Raw genomic sequence first — 15,884 nt, 5'->3', positions numbered from 1 at the left:
CATGAACGACGCGAACGAGCTCATCTCATTTATCGCGTCGATGTCGGGGGAGGGCAACCTTCGCGTCGAGGAAAACCTTGGCGAGGGGTATGTCCGCCTCCGCGTTTCGGAGGCCGAGCGCCGTCAGGCCAAGCATGACATTCAACATGTAGAGGACATTGTCATCGAGATGCTGCGTAATGCTCGCGATGCCGGAGCCGATAAGGTCTATCTAGCCACGACCAAGGAGGAGGGTGTTCGTACCCTCCTCTTCCTGGATAACGGTTCGGGTGTGCCGCAGGATATGCAGGAGCGTATCTTCGATGCCCGTGTCACCTCCAAGCTCGAGAGCATGAAGATGGACCGTTGGGGTGTTCACGGTCGTGGTATGGCGCTGTTCTCTATCAAGCAGAACACCGATGAGGCACGCGTTGTTACATCGGGCGTCGATTTGGGCTCAGCGTTTAAGGTGTGCGTTGACACCGATCGCTTGGCTGAGCGCGCCGACCAGTCGAGCTGGCCTCAGGCGGTTAAAGGCGAAGACGGCCGCTATGTATGCGCTCGCGGTCCTCACAACATCATTCGCGCAGCCTGCGAGTTTGCCCTTGAGGAGCTGCGCGACTGCGACGTGTATCTGGGCTCTCCGTCCGAGATCGCTGCGACCCTGTACGCCCAGGCTTCCAGTCGTCTCGATACGTCACGCCTGCTCTTTATCGATGACGAGTATGAGCTTCCGGTTATCGATCGTTTGGGTCTCGCTTCGGATGCCGAGGACTTTATCCGGATTTGCTCCGGGCTGGGTCTCGAGATGTCCGAGCGTACTGCCCATCGTATTCTGTCAGGACAGATTAAGCCCGTTCGCGGCGTGTGTGCGCGCCTGCTGCGCGAGCGCGATTCCACCTCGCATTTGCCGGCTCCAGTCGATCTTGCCAAGGACCGTCGAGGCCTCCGCATTGCCAAGGATGACATGGCACAGTTTTCGCGTGCTGTTGAGCGCGACTTCAATGACCTCGCCGCCCGGTATTACCTCAATCTGTGCGGCGACCCTAAGATTCGCGTTTCACGTGATCGCATCACTGTGACGTTCGATCTTGCCAAAGAGGAGTAGCATCTTTACCGAGTCCGCTCGGTACGATACAGTTATTGCAGTTAAAACGTACTTTTAAACGCAGGAGTTTCTTCATGGATTGCCTGAAGGTATCAAGCAAATCATCGCCCGCGTCCGTTGCCGGCGCCATTGCCGGTATGGTCAAAGATGGCGTTCCCGTCAACATTCAGTGCGTCGGTGCCGGCGCCGTCAACCAGGCCATAAAGGCCGTTGCCATTGCGCGAGGTTTTTTGATCCCTACTGGCTTTGATGTCTCTTGTGCGCCGGTGTTCTCTGACATCCTCATTAACGGGGAGTCTCGCACGGCAATCCGTCTCTCTATCTACGTTCACCAGATTAATCGGGCTGCTATGGACAATGTCGTCATGGACGACGTTAAGCCTGTTGCGTAAGCGAGTTTTCGCACGTTTTTAGCACCTTTGTGCCCCGTCGATATCATCGTTAGGATGTAAGCTCATGGACCAGCGCTTCGTACGCGATATTCTTGCCGGTAAAACCTATTTTATCCGCACATTCGGCTGCCAGATGAATCAGCACGACTCCGAGCGCGTGAGCGGTTTGCTCGATTCCTATGGCTGTCTTATGGCGCTCGATCCGGAGCATGCCGATATTGTCGTATTCATGACGTGCTGTGTGCGCGAGGCTGCCGATACGCGCCTGTACGGTCAGTGCAACTCCTGCAAGAGTCTTCCCCCTTCTCCTTCGGGCAAGCGTGTGGTCGCCGTGGGTGGCTGCATCGCTCAGCGCGATGGCGAGGGCTTGCTCACCAACGTCGATAACGTCAACGTTATTTTTGGTACGCATTCGATTGCGCACGTGGCTGAGCTTATCGCCGAGGCGTTTATGGATGGCAAGCGCCATATCCGCACGAATGAGCATGAAGATACGGACGCCATGAGTATGCCGTGGCATCGCGAGACGCAGTATCATGCATGGGTGCCCATCATGACGGGCTGCAACAACTTCTGCACGTACTGCATCGTGCCGTACGTCCGTGGTCGCGAGAAGAGCCGCCCCTTCGAGGAGATTGTCGACGAGGTGACGGGTCTGGTGCGTCAGGGTGTGCGCGAGATTACGCTGCTGGGACAAAACGTAAACTCCTACGGTCGCGATCTCTTTGGCAAGCCGCGCTTTGCCGACCTGCTGCGCGCCGTGGGTGATACGGGCGTCGAGCGTATCTTCTTTACTTCTTCGCACCCCAAGGATTTGCTTCCCGAGACCATCGATGCTATGGCCGAGACACCTGCCGTTATGCCGCAGCTTCACCTAGCCGTCCAGTCGGGTTCCACGCGCATCCTTAAAGAGATGAATCGTCGGTACACGCGCGAGGATTATCTGGGCCTGGTCGATCGCATTCGTAACCGTATGCCCGAAATTGCGCTTTCGACCGATATCATTGTGGGCTTCCCGGGCGAGACCGAGGAAGACTTTGAGCAGACGCTCTCGCTTGCCGAGACGGTGCGCTATGCCCAGGCCTACACGTTTATTTACTCCAAGCGCGCCGGTACCCCGGCAGCTGAGATCTATGATCCCACCCCGCATGAGGTTATCCTTGAGCGCTTTAACCGTCTGGTCAAGGTTATCGAGACGACGGCATACGAGTATAACCAGGGCGAGCTTCACACCGTGGTGCCTGCGCTTATTGAGGGCACGAGCAAGAAAAACGACGCTGTCCTTCTTGGTAAAAGTCCTAAGAACCAGACAGTGCATGCGCCGATTCCCGCTGGCTATAGCATCGATCAGCTTATCGGCAAAATCGTCGACGTCGATGTGGATGTCGCCAAGACGTGGTATCTGTCTGGCTCCGTTGTGGGTGAGCCTCGCTAATGGTTTCCCCCGGCACAAACCTTTCTGCCGTAGCGATCGTCGGTCCGACGGCGGTCGGCAAGAGTGATGTTGCCGACCGCCTGGCTGCTCGTCTGTCGTCTGAAGTGTTATCGTGTGACGCGATGCAAATCTATCGCGGTATGGATATCGGTACGGCCAAGATGATGCCCGAGGAGTGCTCGGTGCCCCTGCGCCTTGTCGATATCGTGGACCCGGGCGTCGCGTATTCTGCTGCGCTCTATCAGTCTGATGCCCGGGCGCATATCGAGCGTTTGCTTGGTGAGCAACGGCTTCCGGTCTTTTGCGGCGGTACGGGCTTGTATCTAAAGGCTGCACTCGATGAAATGGATTTTCCTTCAGGAGAGCTCGAGGACGAACGTCGCTCGGGTTATCAGGAGCTTGCCGAGCGTATTGGCGAGGAAGCATTGCATGCCCTGCTTGCCGAGCGTGATCCGGAATCGGCTGCCGTGATTCATCCCCATAACGTGCGCCGCGTGATCCGTGCGCTCGAGATGCACGATGACGGTGTGTCGTATGCCCAGCAGAAGTCGAAATTCAGCGTTCCACGTGAGCGTTATCATGCCTTGTGGTTTGGTCTGACGCGTAGCCGTGAAGTGCTGTATGAGCGCATTAACCTGCGTGTCGACCTTATGTTTGAGCAGGGGCTGGTTGATGAGGTCCGTGGCCTTATGGACCAGGGCCTGGGTGATGCACTCACGTCGATGCAGGCAATAGGTTACAAAGAGATTATTGATGCCTTGCGAGGCGCTATTACCATGGATGAGGCCCGCGAGCTTATCAAGATGCGCTCACGTCGCTATGCCAAGCGCCAACTTTCCTGGTTTAAGCGTGACGATCGCATCGTGTGGTTCGATATGGATGAGTTTACGATCGATGAGGTCGTCGATGATATCTACCGTCGTATCGAGGCTGCCTAATGGCACGTTTTCCCTTGGTTCCCACGGCGCCTGAACCTGAGCGTGCCGTCTTGGTTGGTGTTGAGTGGCGCGATAACGCCTGGCCGCTCGACCGTTCGCTCGACGAGCTCGAGCGCTTGGCTCACACTGCTGGAGCCCAATGCGTGGCACGCTTGTCTCAGCGTCTGGTTAAACCTTATCCCAAATCGTTTATCGGCTCCGGTAAGGTCGAGGAGCTATGCGGTTTGGTGCATCGTATGGATGCGGATGTTGTAATCTTCGACGACGACTTGACTCCTTCACAGCAGTCCTATCTTGAGAAAGCCGTGGGCGAACCGGTCAAGATTATTGACCGTACGGCGTTGATTTTGGATATCTTTGGCCTGCATGCCCAGACGCGTGAGGGTCGCTTACAGGTCCAGCTGGCTCAGTTGCAGTATCTACTGCCCCGTCTGCGAGGTATGTGGAGCCACCTTGCTAAGGAACAGACGCGTGGCGGCATTGGATCGCGTTTTGGCCAGGGCGAAAGCCAGCTCGAGGTCGACCGTCGCCTGATTCGCGACAAGATCGCTGCGCTTCGCCGCGAATTGAAACAGGTTGAACAACGTCGTGATGTGCAATCGAAAAGCCGTATTGAATCGCCGGCGTTTCGCGTAGCGTTGGCTGGCTACACCAATGCCGGTAAGTCGACGTTGCTTAATCGATTGACGGGATCCACGGTACTTTCGCAGGATAAGCTGTTTGCCACGCTCGATCCTACGACGCGTTCGTATCGTTTACCCGGTGGCCGTGGCATGACGATCACTGATACCGTTGGCTTTATTCAAAAGCTGCCCCATGGCCTGGTCGACGCGTTTAAATCTACGCTTTCCGAGGTGCTCGGCGCCGATTTGGTTCTTAAAGTTGTGGATGCTTCCGATGAGGATTACGAGCGTCAGCTTGAGGCGGTTGATCGTGTCCTTGACGAGATTGGTGCCGGTGAGCGCCTGACGCTTACCGTGTTCAATAAAATCGATCTGCTCGATAGCGTCGACCGCTTGAGCTTTCGCCGGCGCTATCCCGAGGCGGTATTGTTCTCGGCTCAGACGGGTGAGGGCCTTGATGACTTAGTCGATCGCATCGCTCGTGAAGCGGCCGCTACGGACGTGTTGCTCTCGGCCGATATCCCGTATCGAGAGGGCGCGTTAATCACGCTCGTGCACGAACAGGGAACCCTTCTGCACGAGGAATACCTCGAGGACGGCGTTCGTATTGTGGCAAAGCTTCCAGCCCGTATCGCACCGCGTCTCGAGCGTTATCGAACAGAGTAAATCAGCTCCAGTACACCCAAGATAACCGGTTGATGAAGCAGGTAGAACGGCAGCGCATGGCGCCCGAGACTTGCGAGCGCCGGGATGGGATTCGCATAGGCCCATCCCGGCGCCTCATAGTTTGCTTCCTGAGTCGTGTGGGCGGCAAAGAAGCCTGCAAGGTACATAAATAAGAATGGTATGACTGGATAGTAATCACCAGAGACAAAGTCTGGACTTGGGAAACCCAGCCAAGCTAAATAGGGGATAGGATAAACCGTTTTAGGAATGCTCCAGGTAAGGGTAAAAAGTGTGAGGCAAATTGCTATACCCCATACCGACGGCACTTTAACGATCACCGGACGCGCGAGCGCGACAATGGCGGTGCAGGCCGCCATGCAGAACATGATGCCGAAGTTCACCGAGTCATCGACTGAGACGAGCGTCGTCGCGACCCATACAACAAAAGCGGCAGCGGCATATTTGACGGCACGCTTGATGTTGTTGCGCGAGAGGGTGCACATCCAGCCGGCAATAAACAAAAATACCCAACTGATGTTGGCACGCCAGATGTCTTGGAAGATGGTCTGAGTAAACCAGGGCATATCCCAACCATAAAGATAGGCAAGATCGTAGCAAGCATGAAATCCTGCCATCGACAGCATGGTAAATCCGCGAATGGTATCAAAGACCGTGATGCGGTTTTGCATTACGAGAACCGGCGCATCAATCCAACGACCTTGCCCAGGATCGTCGGATTTGTCGCATAGATGGGCTCCATGGTGTCGTTTTCGGGCTGCAAGCGAACTCGTCCCTGCTCCTTGTAGAACGTTTTGACCGTTGCGGAGCCATCGATCATGGCCACAACGATCTCGCCATTCATGGCGCTCTTCTGTTCGCGAACGATGATATAGTCGCCGTTAAGGATACCGACGTTAATCATCGAATTGCCGTGGACCTCGAGGATAAAAGACCCCTGGTCCGTTGCGATCTCGGTCGGGATGGTAAAGGTGTCCTCGATATTCTGCTCGGCAAGGATGGGGATCCCTGCGGCGACACGGCCCACGAGGGGTAGCGATACGGTTCCGCGGGGTGCCGCGGGCTCATCGGACTTTGAGATGGAGACGGAGGCTCCGTCCTCGTCAAAGAGCTCTAGGGCACGAGGCTTGGTGGCGTCACGTTTGAGCAGGCCGCGTGCTTCCAGTGCGGAGAGATGTGCATGTACGGTGCTAGGGGAGGAAAGACCCACAGCCGAAGCCATCTCACGCACGCTGGGCGGATAGCCCTTTTCCTGCTGATACTCCTTGATGAAGTCGTAAATCTGCTGCTGTCGCTTGGTAATTTTGCGAGCCATCAGGGATTCCTCTCTACCTAACCCAAACAAATGTTCTATGTTTGCTTGACAGGAACAACTGTTCGAAGATAATAATAACCGAACACTCGTTCCCGCGCTAGACTTTTTTGTCCTCGCGGCTTGATAAAACAGTTCTCGTCAAAAACGCGAGAGGAGAACATGATGAATGCAACGGATATGGTCCAGGGAAACCTCGCCCTTAAGCTCGAGACGCCTGCGGCGCCGGCTTTCACGGTTGTCAAAGGCGGCCGATCTGGTTTTCAAACACTGCCTGGCAAGCCCGTCCGAAGCCAGTGCGTCGCCACGACTTCGGCCCCCGTTGCTCTGAAGGCCTCGACGATTGTCGCCCTGGCCGTTGCTCTCACGCTCTTCTTTGTACTTGCTACCTCGATCTTCAGCGCTCGTCACGCCGCATATGCCGAGTCGGCATCTAACGTTACCTATGAGACCGTCCGTGTTCAGTCTGGCGATTCCTTGTGGTCGCTTGCTCAGGAGCATTCCGTTGACGGTCTTTCTACGCAGGAGACTTCTGACATAATTCGCAGTGTCAATCATCTGGAGCATGGGTCACTCGATGCGGGTGACGTTCTTAAAGTTCCTGCGCGTTCGTAAGATTTAAACTCCGGCACATGGTACCCTTGTTATCGTTTTGGAGGAGGTACCATGCGCTGTCCCAGATGCGGCAATGCACATACCCGTGTTGTCGATTCCCGTATGCAGGAATCTAATAACACCATTAAACGCCGCCGTGAATGTTGTTCGTGCAACTATCGCTTCACAACATTCGAGCGATGCGAAGACCCCATCGAGGTCATCAAATCTGACGGGTCAAGGCAGCGGTTCGATCGCAATAAGCTGCTGGTCGGCTTAATGCGCGCTACGATTAAGCGCGACATCGACACGAAAAAGCTCAATGAGCTCATCGATGACATCGAGGTGGAGCTGCGTTCCCGTACGCTGACGGCTGTTACGTCCCACGACCTGGGCGACATGGTGCTTAAGCGCCTGGCCAAGATCGACAAGGTGGCCTACATTCGCTTTGCCTCGGTCTATCGCGATTTCAAAGACATCGATGAGTTTTTGCAAGAGCTCGACAAGCTAAGGTGATTTTATGTCCAACATTACAGTCAACATTAAGCGTCTCGACCCTACGATCGAGCTTCCCAAATACGCCCATCCCTCAGATGCCGGTTTGGACCTCCGTGCCAATGAGGACTGTACCCTTAAGCCCTTCGAGCGACGCTTGGTCTCTACTGGTCTTGCGATCGCGCTGCCCGATGGATACGCTGGCTTCGTTCAGCCTCGCAGTGGCCTGGCTATTAAGCAGGGTCTGTCTATAGTTAACACTCCTGGCCTCATCGACGCCCACTACCGAGGAGAACTCAAAGTCATCCTTATCAACCTGGATCCATCCAATGAAATCCAGATCAACAAGGGTGACCGAATCGCTCAACTCGTCATCCAAGAAGTTCCCACGGTCAATCTCGTGGAGGTAGACGAACTAGACGAAACGGACCGAGGCAACGGAGGCTTCGGCTCCAGCGGCGTCGCCTAGTTGCTTCCGTCCGCTCACCCGTGGGAGGGCCCTATATATCATCCCATGCTCAAACATTCTCGCTGCGCTGCGAAACTGCGCGTGGGACGATATATAGGGCCCTCCCACGGGTGAGCTACGTTTGTATGCTTGTAACTACCGTGCCTCTTCGCTGGAAGCTGATAGCATTAATCAATTTGTAAGCCGGTGCGACAAGGGAGTTTCTCCTTTGTCGCACCGGCTTTCTAGTCGGATTGCAATTTGTTTTCAAGCAGGAAACCTCTCGTCCGGGACTCACCCATATCGTTCCACGCGCAGTTTCGCAGCGAGCGCAGCGAAGCGAGAATGTTTGAGCATGGAATGATATGGGTGAGTCCCGGACGGGTGGGATTAGTGCGCCCTGCGAAGCGAGAATGTTTGAGCATGGAATGATATGTGTGAGAAGCGGGCGGGAGGGATACGAGCGCGCAGCGAGAATGTTTGAGCATGGAATGATATATGGGCGGCTCCCGCCGAGCAGCGGACTTTCGCCTAGCGGATATGCGCGGGTTTTCCGCCCCAGTAGAAGCGGCAGAAGGCTCGTTTGCGCTTTTGGGGCTTGCCTGCAAGTTCCATAGTTGCGATGGCGATGTCCTCGGCCGCGTGTGGACGGCGTAGCACTTCGCCATTGATGAGCAGTGCCTTGAGCGACTCGGGATGATCGTGGAGATGGCGCAGCGTCACGATGAGCTCGCGTGCGGTGGTGACATGCATGCTGGCGCCCAAGTCGGTGAGCATGGTGGTGTTGGCCTTTTCCTGGCCATAGGACTTGCCCAACAGAATCATCGGCAGGTGTGCACACAAGCATTCGGTAACAGTGAGTCCGCCCGATTTGAGAATTGCCAGATCGCAGCCGTGCATGAGCGCTGCCATGTCATTGACATAGTCAAGAACCGTGACGTTTTCGAGTTTCATGGCTTCGAAGAGCGTTTTCAGGCGCGTGGCGTATTCCGTGTCCTTGCCCGGCAAAAAGACAAAGTGCATATCCTCGAAGCTACGGAGGAAGGGGAGGGTGTGGTCCATCGCCGCGCGAAAGCGAACGTACGGTTGAGGCAAACTGGCGCCGGCCATTACCAGCACAATGGTCTTGTCGATAGGGAGATTGAACTTCTCGAGTTCTTCCTCACGATTGTAATCCGTGTCAAATCCAGCGCGAATAGGGATGCCCGTAATGCGTATCTTTGCCTCGGGAACCTTGCGTGGGCGGAGCGTCTCGGCCATAAACTCGTTTGCCACGCAGAATAAGTCAGTGTCCTTATGGGGCCACCAGCCCTCGACTTCGTAATCGGTCGGCACGCAAATGACGGGATAGTCGATGCCCGTAATGACGCGCGCACCAACTGCAACGTTGGCTGCCGTGATATGTGTGGCGACCACGGCAATAGGCCTACGAGTGCGAACGTATTCGTTAAATGCGGGGAACATAATGCGCGACCATGCCGTGCCGCCGCCCCAAAGCAGGTGTCCGGTAAGGGTATATCGCCAGGTCAAGTCATAAATTGGGCGTGTGGTGCCGGTAAACGATGCGGCCGTTTTGTTGCCGTCGAATTTTATGCGTCCAAAATCGAGGATATCCAAGACCTCAATCTCGACATCCTGCGGTATGCCCTTGGTGCCGCGTATAAGCTCGAATGCTTGTGCGATAGCATTGGCTGCCGCTTTGTGTCCCGAACCAACCGATGCGTGGACAATGGTCACTAAGGGCTTTTGTGCGGGTGACGGCATCAATTGCTCCGATTGGGGGGCGCTTTGCGTGGGCAGGGGAGCGTCATTGCCCATCTGCGTTTGATCCATCGATAACTCCCCTTCATCGTTGTTTCGCAAAGAATCATTGTAGTGCATGACTGTCATGTTCTCCTAAATTTGGGTATGAGCGCAAAGAACGCCAATGTTTCGACAGGAGGTCTCTTCATGACTACCAATCAGCCGATCGATGTTGCGATTATCGGCGGCGGCCCAGCGGGCTATGCTGCAGCCATTTATGCGTCGCGCTCCAACCTAACGACGACCGTGATTGAGCAAGGCATGTCGGGAGGACAGATCGCCACAACCAATGAGGTCGAAAACTATCCGGGCATTCCGCTCTTGAGCGGCGCCGAACTCGGCGAGCGTTTTCAGCAGCATGCAGAGGGCCTGGGTGCGCAGGTCGTATGGAGCATGGTGACGGGTATCGATTACGATGCGAATGCGGCGCTGTTTACGGTGCATCACGATACGGGCGACACGATGGCTTCAAGCGTTATTGCCTGCATGGGCGCCACGCCGCGCTCTGCTGGTTTTGTTGGCGAGGATACGTATCGCGGTCGCGGCGTTTCGTATTGTGCGACGTGCGATGGCATGTTCTTTCGTGGCAAACAGGTCTTTGTCATTGGCGGCGGTAATGCTGCCTGCGAGGAAGCCCTGTTCTTATCAGAAATTGCCAGCAGCGTGACCATCGTCTTGCGCCGCGATCAGTTCCGTGCTCCCGATGGCGTGGTTCAAAAGGTGCTCGCTAAAGATAATATTTCTGTTAGGTACCAAACTAGTATTGTGGAGCTATCGGGCGAGGTCATGCCTACAACTATCACGTTTAAGGACAACGCCACCGGTGATACCTATTCCGAGTCCTTCGATCCAGGTTCGTTTGGCATCTTTGTCTTTGCCGGAACACAGCCCCATACCGAGCTTGTACAGCATCTGGTGGATCTGGCGCCTGACGGCGGTATCGTTACCGACGACTCGATGGCCACGTGCACGCCGGGTTTGTTTGCTGCCGGCGATATCCGTTCCAAGCGTTTACGCCAGGTTGTGACCGCCGTTTCGGACGGAGCCATAGCGGCTACCAGCGCATACGCCTTCTTACGAGGATAAGTACGATAATATATCTTATGTAAGGTTGCTATCTTTATACAAAGTGGTTGGACGCTGCGCCAATGTGCTGTCCAACCACTTTTACTTAGCGGCTATGTGGTATGCAAAACTAGATAATCTAGAATACAATATAGAAAACGAACGGAGGTCTCTTATGAACCACGTCAAACATGTTATCCCGATGTCCGATACATCGGTCAGCATTAAGCCGGAGGATATTCAGCCGACGGTGCTGCCGGATGCATTTATTCAGTCCGATATGGTGGGCAAACTCAATGTGTTGAGCCTGCCGCGCTATGACCAGCTGCCCAATGTAACGCTCTATCGCGATCAGGTTATTGAATATGTTGCGCTGTGGATGGAGCCGCTTTCGATTTGCGTAGAGCAGCCCGTTATCACACCTTCGATGATCAATAACTACGTAAAGGTCGGCCTCGTTCCTGCTCCGGTTAAAAAGCAGTATGGCCGTGAGCAGATTGCGCGTCTCATCGCCATTTGTATCTTTAAACAGGTGCTGCCCATCGCTGCGGTTCAGGCGCTCTTTAATATTCAGCGCTTGAGCTACGACGCTCCGACGGCTTTCGATTATGTAGTCGATCAACTTGAGGCATCGATTCGAGCGGCTTTTTCCCTTGAGCAGACTCCCGTGCCCGATACCGCACATCAGGTTACGCGTGAATCGCTGCTTGTACGCAGTGCGGTTTCTTCCTTCGTTTCGAAGGCGTACCTGATGAGCTACCTCAAGTTCAATGGGTTTAATAGCTAGGCGACGTATAACGCGGGCGGGATAAAGAGCCATCAGTCACTTTGTCCCGTCCGCGTTTTTGCTTGGTTGAGCTTTATTGGCCCGAAGCCATGCCCATGCCGTAGCCGATGATGAGACCATGCATCTCGGCGTAATAGGAATCTAGGCCGTTGCAGGGCATGATGATAGTCTTGGAGCCTGGCCAGTGCTCCACAATGCGGTCGGCAAGCGCCTGGGCTCCAGCTTCGTTCTCAACGTGATCGATGATGACCTCGCCGCCCGTGAAACCCTCGGCCGCCATGGTGTCGACAATCTTGGTGAGCATCTTCTTTTCGCCTCGCGTATGCCCAACGAGTTCAATTTCGCCCGCTTCGCTCGCCGTGCCCAAAATGCGGATGTTGAGCTTGTTGGCAATAACACCGGCCGCCTTGGGGATACGTCCGGCCTTCGCAAGGTTTTCGTAATTGCATAAACTAAAGAGGATTTTGCTGTTCTGCTCCAAGCTATCGAAGTAGGCGCAGGCTTCCTCAAAGGAGGCATCCGGTTTACTTGCAAGATAGCGATCAAACAGTAAGAAGATCAGGTCCATCTTGCCGCCTGCTGCGCGCGAATTAACCAGGTGAATCTTACGATTGGGCTCTTCGGCAAGCACCATGTCACGCGCAGTGGCCGCGGCATTGTAGCTTCCCGAGACGCCCTCGGAGATGGGCATGCAGATCGTCTTGTCGGCGAGCTTAAAGAGCTCAGCCCACTCCCCTACGCTTGGGCAGGAGCTCGATGATGCGCTGGATTCCGATTGAATGGCAACATTAAGCTCGTGAACATCGAGCGAGAGATCGTCGACAAATTCACGCTCCCCCACTCGGATCTTAAGGGGTGCAAATGCAAAGGTGGTATGAGGTGCGGTTGGTTGCCAATCGCGAAGATTGCAGCTCGAATCTGAGATGAGTGCCCAGCTCATTGAGGGTCCTTTCTAGTTGTTCCTCAACAATTATAGCTATCTTTTGGATAGATGCTGCGCATATCTAGTATTCAAAACTAGATTGTAGTTTACACACAAAATGGGCGGTCGAGATAAAACAATGGACCTCGCTCCCAAAGGATACGAGGTCCACTTTCGTTAGCTGAGTTAAAACACTTAATAGCGAACGAAAATATAATTGTTGTTCATGCCAGCGGCAACGGAGCTGATGATAACGCCCGTGCTGTAGTCGGAAGCATGGATCATCTGGCCGTTACCAATGTAGATGCCGGTGTGGTAAGAGTTAACCACGACGTCGCCCGGCTGAGGATCAGAAACACGGGGCCAACCCATGAAGGTGCCGGTAGTGCCCAGGCGACAGTAGCGACCGGTGAGGCAGTAGCTTACAAAGCCGGAGCAGTCAAAGCTGTTCGGGCCAATACCGCCCCAGGAATAAGCGCAACCAAGCTTGCTATAAGCGCGAGAGACAACGCTGCCGCCGTCAACGGACTGGCTCGGCGCGGAAGGGGCCGGTGCCGGGGCGGGCGTGGAGGGCTGCGGCGTGGGAGCAGGAGCGGGCGCGGGCGCAGGCGTGTTGCCGCCGCCGTTGTTGGTCGTACCGCCACCATTGTTGGTGTTCTCGGTCGTACCGGCGGTGTCGTTGCTCACCGTGGCCTTTTCGGCGGTGCTGGCATTTATGCCAGCCTGCAGCGCGGCGTTCGCCTCGGCCTCGGCAGCAAGCTCGGCCTGCAGCTGTGAATCCAGGGAGTTCACGACACTCTGGGCCTCAGCCTGCTGGGCGTTGAGTTCGTCGACCTTCTTCTGCGTCGCGGCGACGTTCTTCTCCTGCTCGGCCTGCTTATCGGTGAGCTGCTGCTTAAGGTCCTTGACCTCCTGAATGGTCTGGGCCTGCTTGTCGGAAACCTTGCCGTAGTAGAACAAACGGTTGAGCATATCGCCCAGATCGTCGACGCCCGTCAGAACCTGAAGGAGACTCAGACCGCCGGTCTTGTACTCACCGGCAACGTAGCTCGAAAGCTTTGCCTGGCCCTCGGCAATCTCTTGCTGCTTTTGCGTGATCTCGCCTGCAGTCTGATCAAGCTCCTGCGTCTGAGCGGAGAGTTCTTCATGAATTTGCTGGGTTTGCGTACCGATCTGCTCGAGTTTGGTACGAGCGGCGGCAAGATCGGACGCGGTATCGGCATAGGCAGGAGCCGCGAGGCCCAAGCCCAAAACACAAGCGAGGGTTGCCGTAGCTGCGCAGCGTGCCATGTTTTTGTGCGTGTTTGCTGTGCGCATGGAGCTTCCTTTCCAGTATCTAATGGTAGCGGCTAGTTCACCGTTACCAGGCTAAAGAGCTCAACGTCCTCGTTAGAAGGCGTGAGCTTCTTGCGCGGGTTGAGAAACGCAAGCTCAAGGATACAACCATAACCTACGAGCTTTGCGCCCATATCTCGCACTAGTTTACCTGTTGCCTCAACGGTTCCGCCTGTCGCGACCAAGTCGTCCAGAATCAACACGGTATCTTTAGAGCTGATGGCATCGACGTGAATCTCAATCGAATCGGTTCCATACTCGAGCTCGTATTCCTGGCTAACGGTCTTACGTGGCAGTTTTCCCGGTTTACGTGCAGGAACAAAGCCCGCGCCGAGTGCCACGGCAACAGGCACGCCTACCATAAAACCGCGAGCCTCGGGTCCTACAACCTTAGTGATGCCCATACCGGAGAAATGCTCCGTTAGCGCGTCGACCATGGCTTTAAGCGCTTCGGGATTGCTAAAGAGCGGCGTGATGTCCTTAAAGACGACTCCGGGCTCGGGATAGTCGGGGATGTCGACGATGTGAGATTCGAAGTCGTACATGGTGTGACCTTTCATGGGAGGCTGGTTTGTAGAAGCGTTTATTTGTCCGCGCTGGCGGTGCCGGTGTGCGAGGGGGCGACAACCTTAAGCGGCTGCACGAGGGATTCCTCGCGCACGGGGACCGCGGAGGCAGATGCCTCTTCGCTTTTGGCCTTGGTTGATTCGGAGCGTGCGATCTCCTCATCGAGGGCATCGATATCGGCGTCCTCGACTACGGCGTTGAGTGACTCAAATACGCGGTTCTTGAGCAGCGCAGTATGCACGCCCTCGGTGAGGTCATGCAACTTCTTAAACGCGCGTTCGAGCTTGGCATCGCGTTCGTCATCGGAGGTGTCCATGCCAAGCATACTCACGAGCACTTGCTCGAACATCGAAGACTCGCGGTTGGCGGATGATACGTACTGACGAAGGTTTCGCGGCTCGATATGAAAGCGTGACAGCTCGGAACAGTAGCGGATAATCGGAAAATCGCGCCCGTCGACGAGCTCGCGGTTCTGCGGACTCTTGATAATGCGAATAAGGTCGTTTTCGGCCAAGGAGCGAATAAACGAGATCTCGACGCCCAACATATCCGGAATGGTCTCGATGGGGTGCAGCTTTTGCTTGGTTTCCTTGGGCTCCGTCTTGAGCGGAACATCGGACAGCAGGCCCACCTCGTAGGCAAGCGTGGAGAGATCTGTAGCGTTTTCCAGGCGTTGCTTGATCACGTTGAGCGGCATGTAGCGCGTCTTCTGCAGGTGCAGAATGACCTCTAGACGGTCAACGTCCTCCTTGGAGTATTGGCGATACCCCTTAGGCGTACGATGAGGGGTGATGAGCCCCTCATCTTCTAGAAATCTAATTTTTGAGTTCGAAAGATCGGGGTATGCGCCTCGAAGTAAATTGACGACCTGGCCGATACTCAGATAGTTGCGTTCGGCCATGCCCTACTCACCGGTTTCGATGCGCTCCGGCGTGCTCTCGTGGTAGATGAGCGTAAACGTACCGATCTGGACGGAAGATCCGTCGTGCAGCGGGGCGGCATTGACGATGGCGCCATCAACCCACGTGCCGTTGAGCGAGCCTAAGTCCTCGATGCGAGCAGCCAGACCCTCGCGAATAATGCGTGCGTGGCTACGCGATACGGTCATGTCATTGAGGAAAATGCCGTTTGCCGGATCGCGGCCAATGGTGGTCACATCATCCTCGAGTTCAAAGGCAGCACCGGTCTGCGGCCCCTTGACAATAGACAGAACGGGGGCAGTGATGCGAACGTTCGCCATAAGATCGGGAACGGTAACGTCGCTCGAAGGCACACGGAAGACGCAGGTTGCGTCGGCAGTCTTATCGTTTTGAGGCATATTGTTAACCATGTTGTCCATGACAACCCCTAACTTAACGCGGACATGCCGCAAAGAATGAACTGTACGTAATAATACC

The 15,884-nt window shown here is 55.2% G+C and carries 18 protein-coding genes; 10 read left to right on the top strand and 8 right to left on the bottom strand.

From position 1 onward, the window contains the following. The first annotated feature begins 1 nt into the window (after position 1). From ACQRAP_RS01980 to hflX, 5 genes are all read left to right on the top strand, one after another. Positions 2-1,087, top strand: coding sequence for an ATP-binding protein (locus tag ACQRAP_RS01980; RefSeq protein ID WP_427794762.1), 1,086 nt, complete (start codon positions 2-4; stop codon positions 1,085-1,087). 74 nt (positions 1,088-1,161) lie between these two features. Further along, the gene (locus tag ACQRAP_RS01975) at positions 1,162-1,479 is read left to right on the top strand and encodes a stage V sporulation protein S (RefSeq protein WP_118079896.1); all 318 of its coding nucleotides are present in this window, start codon (positions 1,162-1,164) and stop codon (positions 1,477-1,479) included. Between the two features lie 64 nt (positions 1,480-1,543). Then, positions 1,544-2,914 carry a tRNA (N6-isopentenyl adenosine(37)-C2)-methylthiotransferase MiaB gene (gene miaB / locus ACQRAP_RS01970; RefSeq protein ID WP_427717472.1) on the top strand — a complete coding sequence of 457 codons (1,371 nt, stop codon included), beginning with the start codon at positions 1,544-1,546 and terminating at the stop codon, positions 2,912-2,914. Beyond that, positions 2,914-3,852 carry a tRNA (adenosine(37)-N6)-dimethylallyltransferase MiaA gene (gene miaA / locus ACQRAP_RS01965; protein WP_427794761.1) on the top strand — a complete coding sequence of 313 codons (939 nt, stop codon included), beginning with the start codon at positions 2,914-2,916 and terminating at the stop codon, positions 3,850-3,852. The genes miaB and miaA overlap by 1 nt, the downstream gene beginning before the upstream one ends. Continuing rightward, on the top strand, positions 3,852-5,141 hold the full coding sequence (gene hflX / locus ACQRAP_RS01960) for a GTPase HflX (RefSeq protein ID WP_427748031.1): 1,290 nt from the start codon (positions 3,852-3,854) through the stop codon (positions 5,139-5,141). Before miaA ends, hflX begins: the two co-directional genes overlap by 1 nt. On the opposite strand, the gene ACQRAP_RS01955 is transcribed toward hflX, so the two are convergent. Continuing rightward, positions 5,126-5,830: a heparan-alpha-glucosaminide N-acetyltransferase gene (locus ACQRAP_RS01955; RefSeq protein WP_427794760.1), complete on the bottom strand. Its 705-nt coding sequence runs from the start codon at positions 5,828-5,830 to the stop codon at positions 5,126-5,128. The genes hflX and ACQRAP_RS01955 overlap by 16 nt on opposite strands. After that, positions 5,830-6,474: a transcriptional repressor LexA gene (lexA, locus tag ACQRAP_RS01950; RefSeq protein ID WP_427794759.1), complete on the bottom strand. Its 645-nt coding sequence runs from the start codon at positions 6,472-6,474 to the stop codon at positions 5,830-5,832. Before lexA ends, ACQRAP_RS01955 begins: the two co-directional genes overlap by 1 nt. 162 nt (positions 6,475-6,636) lie before the next feature. Between lexA and ACQRAP_RS01945 the strand changes: the two genes are divergently transcribed. The 3 genes from ACQRAP_RS01945 to dut are packed head-to-tail and all read left to right on the top strand — an operon-like array spanning position 6,637 to position 8,029. Continuing rightward, complete coding sequence (locus ACQRAP_RS01945; RefSeq protein WP_427717462.1) at positions 6,637-7,086, top strand: LysM peptidoglycan-binding domain-containing protein; 450 nt, start codon at positions 6,637-6,639, stop codon at positions 7,084-7,086. Between the two features lie 51 nt (positions 7,087-7,137). Next, positions 7,138-7,581 carry a transcriptional regulator NrdR gene (nrdR, locus tag ACQRAP_RS01940; RefSeq protein ID WP_427717459.1) on the top strand — a complete coding sequence of 148 codons (444 nt, stop codon included), beginning with the start codon at positions 7,138-7,140 and terminating at the stop codon, positions 7,579-7,581. A gap of 4 nt (positions 7,582-7,585) precedes the next feature. Next, the gene (dut, locus tag ACQRAP_RS01935) at positions 7,586-8,029 is read left to right on the top strand and encodes a dUTP diphosphatase (RefSeq protein WP_427794758.1); all 444 of its coding nucleotides are present in this window, start codon (positions 7,586-7,588) and stop codon (positions 8,027-8,029) included. A 510-nt stretch (positions 8,030-8,539) separates the two neighbouring features. Here dut and ACQRAP_RS01930 read toward each other — a convergent pair. After that, entirely contained in the window at positions 8,540-9,841 is a 1,302-nt protein-coding gene (locus tag ACQRAP_RS01930) for an MGDG synthase family glycosyltransferase (protein WP_427794757.1), read from the bottom strand. Between the two features lie 117 nt (positions 9,842-9,958). Here ACQRAP_RS01930 and ACQRAP_RS01925 point away from each other — a divergent pair, with 117 nt between their 5' ends. Then, positions 9,959-10,897: an NAD(P)/FAD-dependent oxidoreductase gene (locus ACQRAP_RS01925; protein WP_427794755.1), complete on the top strand. Its 939-nt coding sequence runs from the start codon at positions 9,959-9,961 to the stop codon at positions 10,895-10,897. A 154-nt stretch (positions 10,898-11,051) separates the two neighbouring features. After that, complete coding sequence (locus ACQRAP_RS01920; protein WP_195838555.1) at positions 11,052-11,663, top strand: DUF1836 domain-containing protein; 612 nt, start codon at positions 11,052-11,054, stop codon at positions 11,661-11,663. A 73-nt stretch (positions 11,664-11,736) separates the two neighbouring features. Here ACQRAP_RS01920 and ACQRAP_RS01915 read toward each other — a convergent pair whose 3' ends face one another. The 5 genes from ACQRAP_RS01915 to ACQRAP_RS01895 all read right to left on the bottom strand — a co-directional run bounded on the left by ACQRAP_RS01915 (position 11,737) and on the right by ACQRAP_RS01895 (position 15,826). Then, a complete protein-coding gene (locus ACQRAP_RS01915; protein ID WP_427748039.1) occupies positions 11,737-12,603 on the bottom strand; it encodes a DegV family protein in 867 nt (288 codons plus the stop codon). A gap of 177 nt (positions 12,604-12,780) precedes the next feature. Further along, positions 12,781-13,902: a coiled-coil domain-containing protein gene (locus ACQRAP_RS01910; protein WP_154516376.1), complete on the bottom strand. Its 1,122-nt coding sequence runs from the start codon at positions 13,900-13,902 to the stop codon at positions 12,781-12,783. Between the two features lie 32 nt (positions 13,903-13,934). After that, entirely contained in the window at positions 13,935-14,480 is a 546-nt protein-coding gene (locus ACQRAP_RS01905) for an adenine phosphoribosyltransferase (protein WP_427794754.1), read from the bottom strand. A 23-nt stretch (positions 14,481-14,503) separates the two neighbouring features. After that, positions 14,504-15,388, bottom strand: coding sequence for a MerR family transcriptional regulator (locus ACQRAP_RS01900; RefSeq protein ID WP_154516382.1), 885 nt, complete (start codon positions 15,386-15,388; stop codon positions 14,504-14,506). Between the two features lie 3 nt (positions 15,389-15,391). Further along, the gene (locus ACQRAP_RS01895) at positions 15,392-15,826 is read right to left on the bottom strand and encodes an FHA domain-containing protein (RefSeq protein WP_195838557.1); all 435 of its coding nucleotides are present in this window, start codon (positions 15,824-15,826) and stop codon (positions 15,392-15,394) included. Between the last annotated feature and the right edge of the window lie 58 nt (positions 15,827-15,884).

Source organism: Collinsella sp. SGI.180, assembly GCF_050313455.1.
In the GTDB taxonomy this organism is placed as follows: Bacteria; Actinomycetota; Coriobacteriia; order Coriobacteriales; family Coriobacteriaceae; genus Collinsella.
Note: the sequence above shows the minus strand (reverse complement) of the source record. Positions and strands in the feature narration are given on the sequence as shown.